At 71.5% G+C, this 16,251-nt stretch carries 19 protein-coding genes; 12 read left to right on the plus strand and 7 right to left on the minus strand.

What is annotated here, in order from left to right; translation table 11 throughout:
- Position 1: 1 nt before the first annotated feature.
- Positions 2 to 568 carry an RNA polymerase sigma factor gene (locus tag ADL12_RS20135; RefSeq protein ID WP_244187971.1) on the minus strand — a complete coding sequence of 189 codons (567 nt, stop codon included), beginning with the start codon at positions 566 to 568 and terminating at the stop codon, positions 2 to 4.
- Between the two features lie 72 nt (positions 569 to 640).
- Between ADL12_RS20135 and ADL12_RS20140 the strand changes: the two genes are divergently transcribed.
- Complete coding sequence (locus ADL12_RS20140) at positions 641 to 946, plus strand: anti-sigma factor family protein (RefSeq protein ID WP_062704047.1); 306 nt, start codon at positions 641 to 643, stop codon at positions 944 to 946.
- A gap of 56 nt (positions 947 to 1,002) precedes the next feature.
- On the opposite strand, the gene ADL12_RS20145 is transcribed toward ADL12_RS20140, so the two are convergent.
- Together ADL12_RS20145 and ADL12_RS20150 are read right to left on the minus strand one after the other, a co-directional pair.
- On the minus strand, positions 1,003 to 1,317 hold the full coding sequence (locus ADL12_RS20145) for a DUF427 domain-containing protein (RefSeq protein WP_244187972.1): 315 nt from the start codon (positions 1,315 to 1,317) through the stop codon (positions 1,003 to 1,005).
- A 48-nt stretch (positions 1,318 to 1,365) separates the two neighbouring features.
- Entirely contained in the window at positions 1,366 to 2,436 is a 1,071-nt protein-coding gene (locus ADL12_RS20150) for a methyltransferase domain-containing protein (RefSeq protein ID WP_062704048.1), read from the minus strand.
- A 253-nt stretch (positions 2,437 to 2,689) separates the two neighbouring features.
- Here ADL12_RS20150 and ADL12_RS20155 point away from each other — a divergent pair, with 253 nt between their 5' ends.
- The 10 genes from ADL12_RS20155 to ADL12_RS20195 all read left to right on the plus strand — a co-directional run bounded on the left by ADL12_RS20155 (position 2,690) and on the right by ADL12_RS20195 (position 11,913).
- On the plus strand, positions 2,690 to 4,099 hold the full coding sequence (locus tag ADL12_RS20155; RefSeq protein ID WP_062704049.1) for a dihydrolipoyl dehydrogenase family protein: 1,410 nt from the start codon (positions 2,690 to 2,692) through the stop codon (positions 4,097 to 4,099).
- Positions 4,096 to 4,572 carry a MauE/DoxX family redox-associated membrane protein gene (locus tag ADL12_RS20160; protein WP_063806697.1) on the plus strand — a complete coding sequence of 159 codons (477 nt, stop codon included), beginning with the start codon at positions 4,096 to 4,098 and terminating at the stop codon, positions 4,570 to 4,572. The genes ADL12_RS20155 and ADL12_RS20160 overlap by 4 nt, the downstream gene beginning before the upstream one ends.
- Complete coding sequence (locus ADL12_RS20165) at positions 4,572 to 5,978, plus strand: hypothetical protein (RefSeq protein ID WP_062704050.1); 1,407 nt, start codon at positions 4,572 to 4,574, stop codon at positions 5,976 to 5,978. Before ADL12_RS20160 ends, ADL12_RS20165 begins: the two co-directional genes overlap by 1 nt.
- 14 nt (positions 5,979 to 5,992) lie before the next feature.
- Entirely contained in the window at positions 5,993 to 6,781 is a 789-nt protein-coding gene (locus ADL12_RS20170; RefSeq protein WP_062704051.1) for an MTAP family purine nucleoside phosphorylase, read from the plus strand.
- Positions 6,778 to 7,452 (plus strand): TIGR04282 family arsenosugar biosynthesis glycosyltransferase, encoded by a 675-nt coding sequence (locus ADL12_RS20175; protein ID WP_079052157.1) that lies wholly within the window; start codon positions 6,778 to 6,780, stop codon positions 7,450 to 7,452. The genes ADL12_RS20170 and ADL12_RS20175 overlap by 4 nt, the downstream gene beginning before the upstream one ends.
- Positions 7,449 to 8,207: a TIGR04283 family arsenosugar biosynthesis glycosyltransferase gene (locus tag ADL12_RS20180; protein ID WP_062704053.1), complete on the plus strand. Its 759-nt coding sequence runs from the start codon at positions 7,449 to 7,451 to the stop codon at positions 8,205 to 8,207. The genes ADL12_RS20175 and ADL12_RS20180 overlap by 4 nt, the downstream gene beginning before the upstream one ends.
- Positions 8,204 to 8,470: a hypothetical protein gene (locus ADL12_RS20185; protein ID WP_062704054.1), complete on the plus strand. Its 267-nt coding sequence runs from the start codon at positions 8,204 to 8,206 to the stop codon at positions 8,468 to 8,470. Before ADL12_RS20180 ends, ADL12_RS20185 begins: the two co-directional genes overlap by 4 nt.
- A gap of 244 nt (positions 8,471 to 8,714) precedes the next feature.
- Positions 8,715 to 9,155: an MFS transporter gene (locus ADL12_RS56570; protein ID WP_244187973.1), complete on the plus strand. Its 441-nt coding sequence runs from the start codon at positions 8,715 to 8,717 to the stop codon at positions 9,153 to 9,155.
- Positions 9,047 to 10,678, plus strand: a complete 1,632-nt coding sequence (locus tag ADL12_RS20190; protein WP_244187977.1) for a radical SAM protein — start codon at positions 9,047 to 9,049, stop codon at positions 10,676 to 10,678. The genes ADL12_RS56570 and ADL12_RS20190 overlap by 109 nt, the downstream gene beginning before the upstream one ends.
- Positions 10,679 to 10,704: 26 nt before the next feature.
- Positions 10,705 to 11,913, plus strand: coding sequence for an NAD(P)-binding domain-containing protein (locus ADL12_RS20195; RefSeq protein WP_062704056.1), 1,209 nt, complete (start codon positions 10,705 to 10,707; stop codon positions 11,911 to 11,913).
- Positions 11,914 to 12,030: 117 nt separating this feature from the next.
- Here the strand turns inward: ADL12_RS20195 and ADL12_RS50640 are convergent, their stop codons facing one another.
- Complete coding sequence (locus ADL12_RS50640; RefSeq protein ID WP_279617152.1) at positions 12,031 to 12,213, minus strand: helix-turn-helix domain-containing protein; 183 nt, start codon at positions 12,211 to 12,213, stop codon at positions 12,031 to 12,033.
- A gap of 29 nt (positions 12,214 to 12,242) precedes the next feature.
- On the opposite strand from ADL12_RS50640, the gene ADL12_RS54085 reads away from it, so the two are divergent.
- Positions 12,243 to 12,407 carry a hypothetical protein gene (locus ADL12_RS54085; RefSeq protein ID WP_159053217.1) on the plus strand — a complete coding sequence of 55 codons (165 nt, stop codon included), beginning with the start codon at positions 12,243 to 12,245 and terminating at the stop codon, positions 12,405 to 12,407.
- 96 nt (positions 12,408 to 12,503) lie between these two features.
- On the opposite strand, the gene ADL12_RS20200 is transcribed toward ADL12_RS54085, so the two are convergent.
- The 3 genes from ADL12_RS20200 to ADL12_RS20210 form a co-directional block, all read right to left on the minus strand.
- On the minus strand, positions 12,504 to 12,986 hold the full coding sequence (locus tag ADL12_RS20200; RefSeq protein ID WP_062704057.1) for a hypothetical protein: 483 nt from the start codon (positions 12,984 to 12,986) through the stop codon (positions 12,504 to 12,506).
- On the minus strand, positions 12,983 to 14,803 hold the full coding sequence (locus ADL12_RS20205; RefSeq protein ID WP_062704058.1) for a glycoside hydrolase family 15 protein: 1,821 nt from the start codon (positions 14,801 to 14,803) through the stop codon (positions 12,983 to 12,985). The genes ADL12_RS20200 and ADL12_RS20205 overlap by 4 nt, the downstream gene beginning before the upstream one ends.
- 68 nt (positions 14,804 to 14,871) lie before the next feature.
- Positions 14,872 to 15,717: a patatin-like phospholipase family protein gene (locus ADL12_RS20210; protein ID WP_062704059.1), complete on the minus strand. Its 846-nt coding sequence runs from the start codon at positions 15,715 to 15,717 to the stop codon at positions 14,872 to 14,874.
- Between the last annotated feature and the right edge of the window lie 534 nt (positions 15,718 to 16,251).

The raw sequence follows: 16,251 nt of genomic DNA on the forward strand, positions 1-16,251 counted from the left end.
ATCACATCCTGCTCCTCTTCGGCTTCGGCGCGACCCCGGCCGCCGCCAGCTGCGTCCTTATCCGCTTGCGGGCCCGGTGCAGTCGGCTCATCACGGTCCCCTCGGGTACGTCGAGCACCTCGGCGGCCTCCGCGTAGCTCAGCCCGCCGATGTCCACCAAGCGGACGACCTGCCGGTGCTTGTCGGGCAGGGCGGCCAGCGCGGCGCCGACCACCTCGTCGAAGCCCTCGCCGACCACCACCTCCTCCGGCGAGGCCACTGTGTCGCCCGCGGTCAGCCGGTCCAGGTCGGCGTCGGGGTCGTCGAGCAGGTGGGGCCTACGGCGCCGGTGCCGGTTGATCTCCGCGCGGCGCATGATGGTGAGCAGCCAGGCGCGGGGGTGCTCGCCGTCGAACCGGTCGATCGCCCTGTAGGCACGCAGCAGCGTCTCCTGCACCAGATCCTCGGCGTCGGCGGGCTGCGCGGTCAGCGTCATCGCCACCCGCAGCAAGACTTCCACCTCGGGCAGCACGAACTCCGCGAACGCCTTGTCCCGCACCTCCGGCGGCTGCGCCACTGTGTCTCCCACGGACTGGAAACCCCCCGGGCCAACCGGAGCATTCCACGGAATGAGGTACGTCGTAACGCGGGTTTCCGGTGCATGACGAAGCTGAGTGCCTCCAAGTCGTGCCGGTTGTGGGCGGAGTGCCGCGAGAGGCTGCGCCACCTCCGGCTGCGCGGCGCGGTCGGCGCGTACGCGGACGGGCAGCTGACCGGTGCGCGGCACACCCGCGTCGCGGCCCATGTGGCCTGCTGCTGGACGTGCAGCGGCGAGCTGCTCGCCCTGCGGCTCATCAAGGCATCGGTGCACGGCCATCCGCACCGGGCACCTACCTCGCTGGCCGAGGTCCGGATACGCCGCTTCGCCGACCACGTCGCCCGCACTGCCCCACCAATCGGCGGCTGACCAGGCCGCCAACCGGGGGGAGTGGTGTCATCCCCGGAATCTCGCGACGATCCGGCTCAGCAGCGACGCGTCACGCCGCCTCGGACCCGCTGAACTCGCACGCCACGCCAGAACGCGATGTACCCGCGGATCGGCTCCGCGGCAGGCAGCGGTTCGGCGTAGCACCAGGCCGCGTCCCGGTTTTCCCGGCCGTCCACGGCGAGGGTGAAGTCGCTCGCCCGCCCCTTCCACTGGCAGGTGCTCAAGGTGCTGCCGGGGACGAGGTACTGCCGGCGCACGGAGTCGGGCGGGAAGGAGTGGTAGCCGTCGACGCTGAAGATGTCGGCGCTCTCGGCGATCACCTGGCCGTTCCACGTGGCGCGATAGATCATCACGCGGCTCCCTGTCGTCTCGCGCAGGCGCCGGGTGCCCCATGCCGCTCAGCAGCAGGCACCGCTCGTGCCGGACTCCTGCGTGCCGGTCTGCTCGGCGGGGGCGCACGGGAACAGGCCGAAGTGGGAGGACTTGTTGCCGGTGACGGTGAAGTGGGGGGCGTAGCGGGTGGCGGAGAGCATGTCGGCGGTGTTGCCGCAGACCAGCATCGGCTTGCCGGTGTGGAAGCGGTGGTGGTCGTCAAGGTCGAAGGCGTGCGGGTGCTCCGGGACGGTGCCGTGGTAGACGGCGACCTGGCCGTAGTCCTCGCAGCGGTCCTCCAGCGGCAGGTTGAAGGCGCGCACGGTCCGCGAGGTGAAGGCGGCGAAGCCGATCTTCCGCTCGATCTCCGGGTCGTCGAGCGTCACCGGTGAGGTGGCCACCGTACGGGCGTCGGGGCAGCCGGTGCGCCCCAGCAGGCGGCGGAAGTCCTCGGTGTAGAGGGCTCCGGCGAGGCATTCGCCGACCAGGACCGGGTCGCCGAAAAGCGTGGCGGGCAGGCGGCGGTCGGCGAAGATGTCGGAGAAGTACAGCTCGCCGCCGAGCCTGAGAACGCGGAAGATCTCGGCGAGGACGCGCGGCTTGTCCGGGGACAGGTTGACCACGCAGTTGGAGACGACCACGTCGACCGAGGCGTCCTCGATGCCGGCGGCGGCCAGGTCCTCGATGTAGCCCTGGCGGAACTCCACGTTGGCGTAGCCGAACCGCTCCGCGTGCCAGTCCATGTGGCGCCGGGCGACGGCCAGTTGCTCGTCGGTCATGTCGACGCCGATGACCCGGCCGGTCGGCCCGACCAGTTGGGCCAGCACGTACGCGTCGCGCCCGCTGCCGCAGCCCAGGTCCAGCACGGTGGCCCCCTCCAGGGCCGGTGGGATCGGCGAGCCGCAGCCGTAGAAGCGGTCCAGGACCTCCTCGTGCACCCGGCCCAGCGCGGCGGCGATGTGCGGCGGCGGGGCATCGGCCGTACAGCACGCCGAGGTCTTCAGGTCCGCGGAGGACGCGAGCACCCTGCCGTAGTACTCCTTCACCGACTCCGTGACGGGGGATTCAGCGGTGGGTGCGGCGATGTCGAGCGTCATCTCTCTCCATGATTCATCGGGCGGCCCTTGAGGACCGGCTGGTCGGGTGCCGGAAACCCGTTGAGCGGTCCCGCTCATTCCCCCGGACGGCCGGTCCTTCGGGACACGCCGCGCCGACGCCCTTCGCGCAGCCTCGGTGCTCGTCGCGAATAGTCGTACCCGAAGGGAAGGGATCGGCCACCTGGGCGGGTTCCCGTACCGCTGGTGCGGCAGAGGTGCGGGTATGTACAGGAAGGGCGAGTGAGGCAGTCCAATGAGCGCGTACGACCTGGTGGTCATCGGCGGCGGCAGCGCCGGGCTGACGGCCGCGCGGACTGCGGGGCGGTTCGGGGCCCGCGTTCTGCTGGTGGAGCGGGACCGGCTGGGCGGGGACTGTCTGTGGACCGGGTGCGTGCCCAGCAAGGCACTCCTGCACGTGGCCGCCGAGGTGCAGGCCGCGCGCCGCGCCGGAGCCTACGGTCTCGCTGCTGACTCGGGTCCGGCGGATCTGGCGGCGGTGATGGGGCACGTGAAGGGAGCGATCGCGGCGATCGAGCCGCACGACTCGGCCGAGGAACTGCAGCCGCTCGGCGTGGAGGTGGCGTACGGCCCGGCAGTCTTCACCGGGCCGCGTACCCTCACCGCGGGCGAGCGGGAAGTCACCTTCCGGTACGCGGTGATCGCGACCGGGTCCGCCCCTGCCCTGGTGCCCGTGCCGGGCCTCGCCGAAGCCGACCCGCTGACCAGCGACAGCGTCTGGGATCTGACCGAACTCCCAGGCCGCCTGGTCGTGCTGGGCGGCGGCCCGGTCGGCTGCGAGCTCGGCCAGGCCTTCGCCCGTCTCGGTTCGCGAGTGACGGTGGTGGAGGCGCTGGAGAGGCTGCTGCCGCGTGAGGAACCACGGGCCTCGCAGGTGGTACAGGAACGCCTGGAGGCGGAGGGCGTCACCGTCGTGACCGACTACCGCGCGGAGAAGGTGGCCGACGGCATGGTGCACGGCGCGGGCGGCCCGCTGCCGTACGACGTGCTGCTGGCGGTGACCGGTCGTCGTGCCAACACCACCGGGCTCGGGCTGGAAGCGGCCGGGGTGAAGGTGGACGAGCGCGGAAACGTGCGGGTGGACGGCCGGCTGCGGACGAGTAACCCGCGCGTCTACGCCGCCGGGGATGTGACGGGGCGGTCGGCGTTCACCCACCTGGGCGGAACGCAGGGCGCATCTGCCGCCGCCGATGCGCTGCTGGGCGTACGGCGGCGGATCGACTACGCCGCGGTTCCCTGGGTGACGTTCACCGATCCCGAGGTCGCACGGGTGGGGCTCACCGCTGAGACGGCCCGGACCCGGTACGGCAGCCGGGCGCAGGTGCGGACGCTCGACCACGAGCGGGTTGACCGCGCTGTCGCCGACGGCCGCACCGAGGGCTTCACCACCCTGGTGCTCGATCCGCGCGGCCGGATCGTCGGAGCCACAGTGGTCGCTCCGCGCGCCGGCGAGACCATCGCCCATCTGGCGGCAGCCGTACGGCTGGGCTGGACGCCCTCGCAGTACGCGAAGACCGTGCACCCGTACCCGACCTACGCGGACGGGCCCTGGCACGCCGCGCTGCTGGACGTCCACGACCGCCTCGCCCGCCACCGGAGCGTGATTGGCGGCCTGATGGCCCTGCACGGGAGGGCGCGGCGATGATTCTCCGTCTCGTCCTCGGGGCGCTCTTCACGGCCATGGCCGCAGGCCAGCTCGTGTCCTTCGACGCGATGCCCGGCATCCTCGACGCCTATCACCTGACGAGCGGCGCCGGCTCCACCGCCCTCGCCGTCCTGCTGATCGCCGGTGAGGCGATCGCGGGGGTGTGGTTCCTGGCCCGGCCCCGCACCACGTCCCGCACACCGGCGTGGATCTTCACCGGCGTGAGCGCGGTCTGGGCCGCCCTCGCCGTGCAGGCGTACGCACGTGAACTCACCGTGGACAACTGCGGCTGCTTCGGCCGCTACGCGTCCCAGCCGTTGCGCTGGTGGGTCCTGGCCGAGGACGCGCTGATGCTGCTGTACGCCTGGCTGTTGCTGCGCGGGAGCGGGAACAGCCGGGGCCTTGCCCCGCGCGAGCACCCGATACCCGCACGGATCACCACCGCGACACACGGAAAGCAGGAAGCGAACTGATGGGACTCGTGGCGAGACTGCGTGCCCTGGAGCGCGCCACCCGCCCCTACGACCCGGAATTCGCCGAGGCGATGCAACGCCGCTGGGCCGAACTCCCGGACGGGGTGAAGACCCCGGCACAGATCATCGGACAGCACGGGGTGGGCTGCGAAGGCACCCACGGCGTCTTCCCCAAGTGCAACCTGAAATGCACCCCCTGCTACCACTCCCGCGACGCCAACGCCGTGCGCGTCGACGGCTCCCACACCCGCGAGCAGGTCGCCGCCCAGATGGGCCTGCTGCGCAAGCTCCGCGGCCCACGGGCGCACACCCAGCTGATCGGCGGCGAGGTGAGCCTGCTCCCGCCCGACGATCACGCCGCCACCCTTGAGGTCATGCGGGAGCACGGCCGGGAACCGATGAGTTTCACCCACGGCGACTTCGACTACGCCTACCTCAAGCAGCTCGCCCTCGGCCCGGACGGGAAGAAACGCTTCGACCGGCTGTCCTTCGCCGCCCACTTCGACAAGTTCATGTACGGGCGGCGCGGCATCGAACGTCCGGCCGACGAAAGGGCCCTCAACCCCTACCGCCGACAGTTCGCGGCCATGTTCCGCAAACTCAGGCACGACCACGGGGTCCGGTTCTTCCTCGCCCACAACATGACCGTCACCCCCGGCAACCTGGACGAGATCGCCGACGTCATCCGCGCCAACCACGCCGCCGGATACGGCATGTTCTCCTTCCAGCCCGCCGCCTTCGTCGGCGACGAACGCCGCTGGAAGGAGCAGTACCGGGCCGCCACTCCGGACGCGGTGTGGGCCGAGATCGAGCGCGGCGCCGGAACCCGCCTCGACTACAACGTCTTCCACAACGGCGACGTGCGCTGCAACCGCACCGCCTACGGCTGCTACGTCGGCCGTCGCTGGTTCCCGTTCCTCGACGGCGACGACCCACGCGACATCGCCGTACGCGACGCGTTCTTCCGCCATCTCGGCAAGGTCAGTTTCACCGGGACTCCGCCCGCCCTGCTCGCCATGAAACTGCTCCGCGTCATCGCCCGCCACCCCGGTACCGTCACCGTCGCGCTGGGCTGGCTGGCCCGCACCGTGCGCCGAGTCGGTGTCGGAAGACTGCTGCGCCACGGCTTCCGCATCCGGCCGGTGACGTTCGTGATGCACATGTTCATGGACGCCGAGGACGTAGCCCCGGCGTGGGAGCTGATGCAGCGCGGTGAGACGAGCGACGACCCGAAGGTACGGGAGACCCAGGAGCGGCTGGCCGCCTGCCAGTACTCCATGGCCCACCCGGAGGACGGCACCCTGGTCCCGGCCTGCGTCCAGCACTCGGTCCTGGACCCGGTGGAGAACGCCGAGTTGCGCAGGCTGCTGCCCATCGTCGAAGTCCGTACGTCAGCAAGGAAGTAAGGGGAGGATTCCGGATGCGCATCGGCGTCATCACCGGCTCGGGCAGCTACGACTGGCCCCACCTCGAAGGGGCGACGGCCCGCACCGTCACGACCGAGCACGGCGAGGTCCAGGTCACCGAGGGGCACCTGAAGGGGACGGATGTCGTGCATCTGTCCCGGCATGGCAGGGGCCACCGTCGCCTGTCGCACCAGGTCGATCACAAGGCCAACCTGGCGGCGCTGCGGGCGCGGGGAGTCGACGCGCTGATCTCGCTCACCGTGTGCGGGGCGGTCGACCCCGCGGTCGCTCCCGGCTCGCTGGTGGTCTTCGACGACCTGTACTTCCCCTCCAACCGGCTCCCCGACGGCTCCCCGTGTACCTGGTACGACACCCCGGGTCAGCCTGGCCGCGGCCACTGGATCTTCGACCGTCCGTTCAGCGAGCCGCTGCGCCAGGGCCTGATCAACGCCGCCGGACAACTCGGCACGCCGGTCGTGGCACAGGGCGTGTACGGACACGTGGACGGCCCCCGCTTCAACAGCCGCAGCGAGATCGCCGCCCTGCGGGCCGCCGGGGTGAGTGCCGTCAGCCAGACCGCCGGCCCGGAGGCCGTACTGGCCGGGGAGGCCGAACTGCCCCTGGCCCTGGTCGGCTTCGTCACCGACTACGCCAACGGCGTCGCCCCCGAACCCGAGCCGGTCGAGGCCCTGCTGGAGCGGATGGCGGCCAGCAAGCAGATCTTCGCCGACCTGGTCGCCCGCGCCGTGCCGGAACTGGGCGCGGTGGCCCCCGCCGGCTTCGTGTACCGGTTCGACTCATGACGCCGCCCAGTACGCCCGCCGTACTGGTCATGGCCAAGGCGCCCAGGCCCGGCACGGTCAAGACCAGGCTGCATCCCCTGCTGGGTCCCACGGGCTGCGCCCGCCTGCAGGCCGAACTCATCCGCCACACGCTGGAGACGACGTCCGCGCAGGGACTCCGTACCTTTCTGGCGTACACGTCGGAGAACGGCCCGGACAACCCGGAAGGCCCGTACAGCCTGACACCGACCGGTGTTCGTCTGCTCGTCCAGCGCGGCGGGGACCTCGGGCAGCGACTGACCGCCGCCGTCACCGACGCGTTCGCCGACGGCGCGGGTCCCCTGCTGGTGATCGGCACCGATGCGCCCACGCTGACACGGGATCACCTGACCGCCGCGCTCAGTGCGCTGGAGAGCGCGGACGTAGTGCTGGGCCCGGCGCTGGACGGCGGCTACTACCTGATCGGCCTGCGTGCCCCGCACACCGAGCTGTTCGCCCTGGACCCGGCGTGGTGGAGCACGGACAAGGTGCTGGCCGCCACGCTCACGCGCGCCGACGAGGCGGGACTGCGCACCCGGCTCCTCGCTCCGCTGCGCGACCTGGACACGCCCGAGGACGCCGACGTGCTCCTCGCCGACCCGGCCCTGCCGCCAGGAGTCGCGGCGCTGCTCAAGCGAACGGAGGCCGTGTGACATCCCGCGAGTTCGCCCGTCTGTCCGTGTCGATCGTGGTCCCGGTCCTGAACGAGGAAGCCACGATCCAGGCGGCATTGGGCCGGCTGTGCCGGGACTTCCCCGACTGCGAACTCGTCGTGGTCGACGGCGGCTCCACCGACGCCACGGTCGAGATCGCCTCCCTGCACGCAACGGTCGTGCACAGCGAGCGAGGGCGCGCGAAGCAGATGAACGCCGGTGCGCGGCACTGCACCGGCGAGGTGCTGTGGTTCATTCACGCCGATACCGAGATCCACCACGCTGCCCTCGCCCAGATCCGCGCGGTGATGTGCGACCCGCATGTGGTCGGCGGCGGACTGACCCTGCGCTTCGACCACCGCAGCCCGGGACTGAACTACCTCGCCCGCACCTCCAACCTGCGCGCCCGCCACCTGCGGCACATCTTCGGCGACCAGGCCATGTTCATCCGTCGCAAGGACTTCGACGAACTCGGCGGCTTCCCGGACCTGGCCCTCATGGAAGACCTGGAGATGTCTCGCCGCCTCAACCGCCGCGGGCCCCTGGCCTTCCTCCCGGCCACCTCCACGGCCTCGGCACGTCGCCTGGTCGAGCATGGGGTGTGGCGGATGATCGTCTTTATGCAGTACCTCAAGCTGCTGTACTTCGCCGGCGTCGACCCCGAACGCATCCGCCGACGCTACGCGGCGGGCCCGCCCCGGCTCCCGCGGCGCAGCCGGAAGGCGACCAGTGGTCAGCGGGTTTCCAGCGCATGACCGCCGACAAAGCGTCACCGCACACTCGCATACCCGCCGATCTGGCGGCCCGCCTGGACCGCCTGCCATGGAACGGACTGCACAACACGATCCTGGTAGCGCTCGGTGCCGGCTGGCTCTTCGACTCGCTCGACGTCCAGTTGTTCGGCAGCGCGGTCGGCCCGCTCGGCGAGTACCTCGACGCCTCCGTCTTCGAGCAGAACGCCGTCCTGTCGCCGAGTTGCTGCCCGCCCGCGCACGCGGGAAGGTCGGTGCGGTGGTAATGAACTTCTGGGCGGCCGTCATCGGCGGCCTGTTGGCGCTGGTGGTGCTGTACTTCCGCCGCCGCATCCCGGAGTCTCCGCGCCGGCTGGCCTCCCGGGGCCGGTACGCGGAGGCCGTGGTCGTACCACGGGAGGAGCGATCGGAGCCGACTCCTGAGCCGGGTAGCGATGCCAAGGGGGTACGCCGGCTCCGGCTCCGGACCCTCGATGGGCGATCGGCGAACTGCTGTGCCACCACGCACAGGTGCCGTTCTTCTTCATCGTCGGCACTGCCGGGGCCCTCGTGGGCGGCCTGGCCATATCCCTGGTCATCGACCGGCACGGCCGCCACCGCACGGTGGCCGCCTCCTGTGCACTCGCCGCGGCCGGGGTCGGGCTGCTCGCCTGGGCGACGGCAAGCGGCAGTGCGCTGTGGGTGACGCTCGCGCTCATCACCGCCAACGCGTTCGCCACCGCCGCCTGGACCTCCGCCTACCCGACCTTCACCGAGCTGTTCCCCACCCAGCCCGAGCCAACTTGGAGTTCTCTGACATGCGGATCGCAGTATGCGGCGGCCCCTACGGCAACCCGTACGCCCTGCAGGCCTTCGTCGACGACGCGCGTGCCCGCGGCGCCGAACGGCTTTACTGCCTGGGCGACCTGGGCGGCTTCGGCGCCGAGGTCGACGCCCTCTGGCCGATCCTGACTGGCAACGACATCACCTGCCTCGCCGGCAACTACGACGTGGCGATCGCCCGCGGCGACACCGACTGCGGCTGCGGCTACCGCGATCCGAAAGACAACGAGTTCGCCCAGCTCATCTACGACCACACCCTCGCCACCACCAACCGCGACTTCGCCGCCTGGATGGGCGAACTGCCCACGGAGCGCCGCGAGTCCATCGGTGGCTGCGACGTGCACATGGTGCACGGCTCCACCCTCGCGCTGAACGACTTCTGGTGGGAGTCCCTGCCCGAGGACCAGCACCGGCTGCGGCTCGAGGCCTCCGGAGCGGACGTGATCCTGTGCACCCACAGCGGTCTGCCCTGGCAGCGCCGGACCGGCGACACCCTCACCGTCAACGTCGGCGTCCTGGGCAAACCCGCCAACGACGGGCAGCAGGGCGTCTGGTACGCCCTGCTCGACCTGGACGAGGGGCGCGCGAGCGCCGAACTGGTACCACTGGCCTACGACTGGCAGGCCCAGGCCGCCTCCATGCGGGCCGCCGGCCTGCCCGAGGTGTTCGTGGAGACCATCGAGACCGGCTGGTGGACCACCTGCCTGGAAGTCCTGCCGCCGTACGAGCGCGCCCGCGGCCGCTACCACCTGTACCGCTCCACGCTGCCGACCGCCTTCAGCCCCGCCGACGACGGCTGGGGCGGCACCGAGCCCGCGGCTCTGGACGAAGACCGTCCCGTGGTCCCGCTGTTCGGCAGCCCCTACTTCCCGTCCCGGCTGTGGCTCTACACCAACTTCCACTGCAACCTGGCCTGCGACTACTGCGCCGTCGCCTCCTCCCCCAAGGCCGCCCCACGCTCGCTGTCCGTGGAAGAATTCCGGAGCCTGGTCGACGAGGCCGTCGCATCCGGCTTCACCGAGCTGTACGTCACCGGTGGCGAGCCCTTCCTTCACCCCGACATCGTCCAACTGCTCGACTACGCCTCCGCCCAGCTGCCCACCGTGGTCATGACCAACGCCATGCTGCTGCGCGGCCGCCGCGCCAACGGCCTGGCCGACCTCGCCGACCGCAAGCTCACCGTCCAGACCTCCCTCGACGGCGCTACAGCGGCCACCCACGACCTGCACCGCGGCCCCGGCTCCTGGCAGCGCACCATGGACGGCATCCGCCACCTCATCGACCTCGGCCTGCCCCCGCGCGTCGCGCTCACCGAAACCCCGGAGAACACCGGTGAGATCCCCGCCGTAGCCGCCCTACTGGCCGAACTCGGCCTTCCCGCCGACCACTTCGCCGTACGTCCCCTGCTGCGCCGCGGCTTCGCCGACACCGGCATCGAGATCGGCGAGGACACTTCCGTCCCTGAGCTCACCGTGACCGCCGACGGCCTGCACTGGCACCCGGCCGGCGCCGACACCGCCACCAGCCCCGACATGTACATCGCTCCCCCCGGTACCCCGCTGGAGCGGGGCAAGCAGTTGGTGACCGAGCACTTCTTCGCCGCCCGCCTCGCCGACGGCAGCCTGCCCCGCCCCGTCCACTGCGCCATCTGACGACCGCCCCGAGAGGACCCCCGCCCATGCCCGCCACCCCGCACGTCGCGATCCTCGGCGCCGGCCCCGTCGGCCTCGACGCCGCCCTCGCCTGCGCCGACGCCGGATGGCCGTTCACCGTCTACGAAGCCGCGGACGCCGCCGGCGCACACGTCCGCGCCTGGGGCCACGTCCGCCTGTTCACCCCCTGGGAACTGAACGCCTCCCACCGAATGCGCGCCCACTTCACCGACGTACCGACGGACGACACCTGCCCCACCGGCACCGAACTCGTCACCCACCTCCTGCAACCACTCGCCGAACTCCCCGCCCTGGCCGACCGGATCCGCTACCGCACTCGCGTCGCAGGCATCGCCCGCACCGGCCTCCTGAAACACGAGCAGATCGGCACCGGCGTGCGCGCCGCCGCCCCCTTCACCCTGCTGCTGGACACCCCGGACGGCGAGGACACCGCCGAAGCCACCCTCGTCCTGGACTGCACCGGCACCTACGCCCACCCCAACACCCTCGGTGACGGCGGCATCCCCGCCCCCGGCGAACGCGCCCTGAACCACCGCATCACCCGCACCATCCCCGACACCGCAGACCCCACCCGCTGGCGCGGCACCGTCCTCCTCATCGGCGCCGGGAAGTCCGCCCAGACCGCCGCCCGCGACCTCGCCGCCCTTCCCGGCACCCGGCTGGTCTGGGCAGTGCGTAGCCCGGCCCCCGACTGGGGTGCGATCCCCGACGACGCGCTGCCCGCGCGCCAGGAACTCGTCGACGCCTCGCAAGCCCTGGTCGACGGCGGCTGCGACCGCGTCACCGTCCACACGGGCGCCCACGTCCAGTCACTCCAAGCCGACGACGACCGCATCCGTGTCCGCCTGGCCACCACCGCAGGCCCCCGCGCGGTGTCGGCCGATCACATCGTGTCCCTGACCGGCTACACGGGCGATCCCACGCTCTACCGCCAGCTCCAGGTTCACGAGTGCTACGCCACCGGCGCCCCCATGAACCTCTCCGCCGCGCTCCTCGCCGCCACCGGCGCGAGCACCGACTGCCTCGCCCAGCCCACCCCCGGCATCGACCAGCTCCGCACCCCCGAACCGGACTTCTTCATCCTGGGCGCCAAGTCCTACGGCCGCCTCAGCACCTTCCTCCTGCGCACCGGCTACCAGCAGGTCGACGAAGTCACCGCCGCATACGCCACGCTCCCTCCCGTGACCGCGGCCAAAGTGGTCTCCGCACCCTGACCGGCAGCGCGCCCTGTCTCGGCCGCCCGGGTTTCTGGGGTGCCGGTCCCGGGGGGCCCGCATCCACCCCACGCCTCCTAGGGCGTCGAAGTCGCCGAGACGGCGGGGAGTCCGCGGTCAGGCACCTCCCTGGGCACGCAGACGAAGCCGTTCCGGGTCGAGCAGGTCGACGTGCCGGTAGCCGACCCGTACGAGTCCGTCCTGCTCGAAGCCCTTCAGGATCCGGTTCAGGGTCGGGCGACGCAGACCGAGCATGGCGGCCAGGGTCGACTGAGGACGTCTCGGCCGAGCACTCGTCACCCCGCGCAGGACGGCCGGCAGCCAGACGCGTGGCTGTCGTCGCGACCCGCGGCACCTCCCTTTCGGTCAGCGCGTACGTCTCGAACGCCGTCTCCGTCTCGTCGTCCGCACCGGGCCGTTCCTTCGCGGGCAGGGAACCCGCCGACCCGTCGTTCGCATTCCTCCCTCTCGTCTCCCCCGCACCGTTCGCGTGAGCGCGTCACACGGCCGCGGCACCGCAGGCGCGGTCAGGTGACCGGCTGGATCACCAGCACGCCGCCTGCGGCCGGCGCTCCCCCCGGTTCTTGGGGTTATGCGGCGAGGGAAGTGAAGGCGCCGATGAGGGCACCGTAGGCGAGGTGAGCGGCGAGGCTGACGATCGGGGTGGCGAGGCCGTAGTTGAGCATGAGGAAGCCGGGAGGCTCCAGCAGCGCCACCTCGGGGGCGCTGGTGAAGGGGGTGCCCATACGGGGGTGGACCAGGGGAATGAGGATGTTGACCAGTGCGGTGCCGGCGAACATGCCGTGGGCGAGCCCGAACAGCATCCCCAGCCACCAACTGCTGTGGCCCAGGGCGAGGAACAGGGCGTAGTAGCCGAGGGCGAAGAGCTGCCCGAGGGCGAAGTGCAGCAGGTAACCGAGGGCCTTGGCGCGGGTGCGGTCGGCGGTGAAGGCGCTGCCGAGCAGGAAGGGCAGGTCGATGCGGGTGAGCCTGAACTGGCTCGCCGCCCGCAGCATGGTGGTGAGGACCAGGGTGCCGACCAGCCCGCCTGCGAGCGCTGCTGTCGCACTCATCGCTGCTTCCGTTCGGTGAGGGCGCAGGCGGCGCTGATCAGTGCCAGGTGGCTGAGGGCCTGTGGCAGGTTGCCCAGGAACGCGCCGTCGGCCGGGTCGATCTCCTCGCTGTACAGGCCGACGTCGTTGGCCAGCGCGATCAGCTGGTCCATCAGGTCGGCGGCCTCCGCGCGTTGGCCGCAGCGTGCCAGGGCCTCGGTGAGCCAGAAGGAGCAGGCCAGAAACGCGCCCTCGCGGCCGGGCAGGCCGTCGTCGCCGCTGTAGCGGTGGACGAACGGGCCGTGGGCCAGCTCGCGGCGGACGGCCTCGACCGTGCCGCGCATCCGTGACTCGTCAGGGTGGGCGTAGCCGAGCAGCAGGCCGGCGTCCACCTCCGCGCTGTCGGCCGCGCGGACGTAGGTGTGCCTGTCCTCGTTGAAGCAGCGGGTCTCGATGAAGTCCCTGACCGCCTGGCGTTCCTGCCGCCAGCGGGCGGCGCGGCGCGTGTGAATGAGCCGCCGGTCGGCCAGGCGCACGGCGCGGTCCAGGGCCACCCAGCACATCATCTTGGACTGGGTGAAGTGCAGGGGGCGGCTGCGGACCTCCCAGATCCCCGCGTCCGGCGCCCGCCACAGCCGGCACACCAGGTCGGCCATCCCGGCGATCCGGTGGGCGATGTCGGAGTCCAGCTGCCCTGCGGCCTGTGCGTACAGCCACGCGGTCTGCAGCAGCTCGCCGTAGGTGTCCAGCTGCAGCTGGCCGGCGGCGGCGTTGCCGGTCCTGGCAGGCGCCGATCCCCGGTAGCCCTGCAGCGGCAGCGTGCGCTCGGGCGCGCGGGCCCCGCCGTCGAGCCGGTAGAGGACGCGCAGGCGCGGGTGGGTGAGCTGGGTTGCGTGCATCAGCCACCAGAAGTAGGCCTGCGCCTCGCGGGGGCAGCCCAGCTGGAGGAACGCGCCCAGGGTGAAGGCGGAGTCCCGGATCCAGGAGAACCGGTAGTCCCAGTTGCGGATCCCGCCCAACTGCTCGGGCAGCGAGGATGTGGCCGCCGCCGCGATCGCGCCTGAGGGGGCGAAGACCAGCAGCTCCAGCGCCAGGGCGCTGCGCTGGACCGCCTCCTGCCACGGCCCGCCGCAGGTGCGCTCGCCCAGCCAGCGGCGCCAGGCGGCGGAGGTTTGGTCCAGGCGCGCCTCACACTCGGCACGCGCCGGGAAGACCAGCGGCTCTTCGTGGGCAAAGGGCAGGGCGATCAGCGAGCGGGACCCGGGCCGGGTGTCGAAGCGGCCGCTGATCGCCGACGGTGTGCATTGCGGTCGGCCTGCCTGCCAGGTGCAGACCGCGAGCGCGTCCGCCCCGCAGGAGACCACGGGCACCCCCGCCCGGGTGCGGATGCGCGCCGGGCGGCTGCCGAAGCCGAAGCGCGGCGTCACGCTCCAGCACATCGGCACGCTCCCCGACAGCCCCTCGATGCGGCGCTGCAACTCCCGCAGGGGCGTCAGATGTGCGTCCGGCACCGTCATCGCATCGGTGACCCGGACCGTGCCCCGAGCGGTGGAGAAAGTGGTCTCCAGCACATTGGTGCCCGGCAGGTAGCGGCGGCCCACCGCACAGGGCACGGTCGGCCGCAGGGTGCAGCTGCCCCCGCGACGGCTGTCGAGAACGGCGGCGAACACCGTGGCGGAGTCCAGATCCGGTACCGGCAACCAGTCCACGGCGCCGTCCCGGGCCACGAGCGCGACGGTGCGGCCGTCCCCGATCGCCGCGTACTCCCGCAGCGGGGCGTACCCATCGCGGCGCTCCGGCCACCCGCCTGCGGTCGATCGAGACGGGCCCGATTCCATCGGACCACCTCCTGAGCGTGTGTGCCCGCACCCCGCTATCGGCAGCCGGCAGAGGCACCACAGATGCATCACTGATGCTCGTGCACCTGAAGGAACCGCGGATCACTGGGCGCCCCGTCAGCGAGCCACTTGCGGGTACTGTCGTGGGCGCGGGTGATGAGTTCGCGGTTGTGGCTGAAGTCGGCCGGGGAGATGCCCAGCGGGCACAGCGGCGGTGCCACCCGCAGGTGCGCCGAGGAGCGGTGTCTGGCGACATCGACCAGCAGGCGCTGCTGCAGAATCAGCGTGAGCGCATGCAGGGCCATACCCAGGGCCGACCGGGGCGCCGCGTCCAGCGCGCAGGCATAGCCGGCGTGCAGCACATACACCGTCTGCGCTCCGGCCTCCACGGCGACCGAGATCGGCGTGTTGTTCGCCACCCCGCCGTCCATCAGGTCCCGGTGCCCGATCCGCACCGGAGGAAAGACACCGGGTACCGCGGCGCTCGCCATCACCGCGTCGACCACCGGGCCCTGGGAGAGCACCGTCTGCCTGCCGGTGGTGACCTCGGCTGCAACTAGGCACAGGGGGCAGGAGGCGTCCTCCAGACACTTGTAGCCCACATGCTGCTCAAGCAACGAACGGAAGGCATCGGGGGCGACGAGATGGTTGCCCCGTCCGGTCAGCGCGAGCAGCCCGCGCACGGGCTGAACGGGGAAGATGTGGCTGCGGCGCACGGCCCGCCAGAGGCTGGCGAGCGTCTCCACCCCTGGTCGCCCGGGATGCCCGGCGATGTAGGCGCCGTTGATCGCTCCCACGGACGTGCCCACCAGGAGGTCGGGAACGACACCGTAGTCGGCCAGCGCCCGCAGCATGCCCACCTGGATGGCACCCAGACTGCCCCCGCCGGACAGCACGACCGCGGTCCTGGCCATCGGGGACCTCCTCTCCACAGGCCGCAGCCGCAGGGGACGCTCCGACGAGAGGCCGCGCGCCAGCCTGAACAGCCGACCTCGGTACTGCGGCATAGGGCCCCGCTCGCATGTGACCTCGGCCTACCTGCCCTTCGGAAACCCGGTTCGGCCTGTCGCACATTCCGCTGTCGCTACCGGTGCAGCAGGAGGTGGCACTGGCTCCGCGCGCAGCCAGTGCCAGGCCCCGGACAGCCCCGCCCGCTGGGCCCCGCCGACATCCCACGGATAGAAGGCCACCTGCGTGGCCTGCTGGCGGTCGCAACGGTGGGGCATTCCGTGACTGTCAGCGATCTGACACGCGTGCGGGAGCGGTGGTCGTTTCCGCTTCGCAAAGTCGAGTTGGGCACCTGCGGGCGCCCCTACGGGACTCCTTGCAAGCACGAACACGCCTGCGTTCGCGGTCACGTCCGCTGGAGTGGTGTATCGACGGCCATTCGGTGATCTCGTTTTGAGGTTATGCGGTGAGTTCGGTCGGCAGGACGGTCTCGTCCGTTT

This window comes from Streptomyces regalis, from assembly GCF_001509475.1.
GTDB lineage: Bacteria > Actinomycetota > Actinomycetes > Streptomycetales > Streptomycetaceae > Streptomyces > Streptomyces regalis.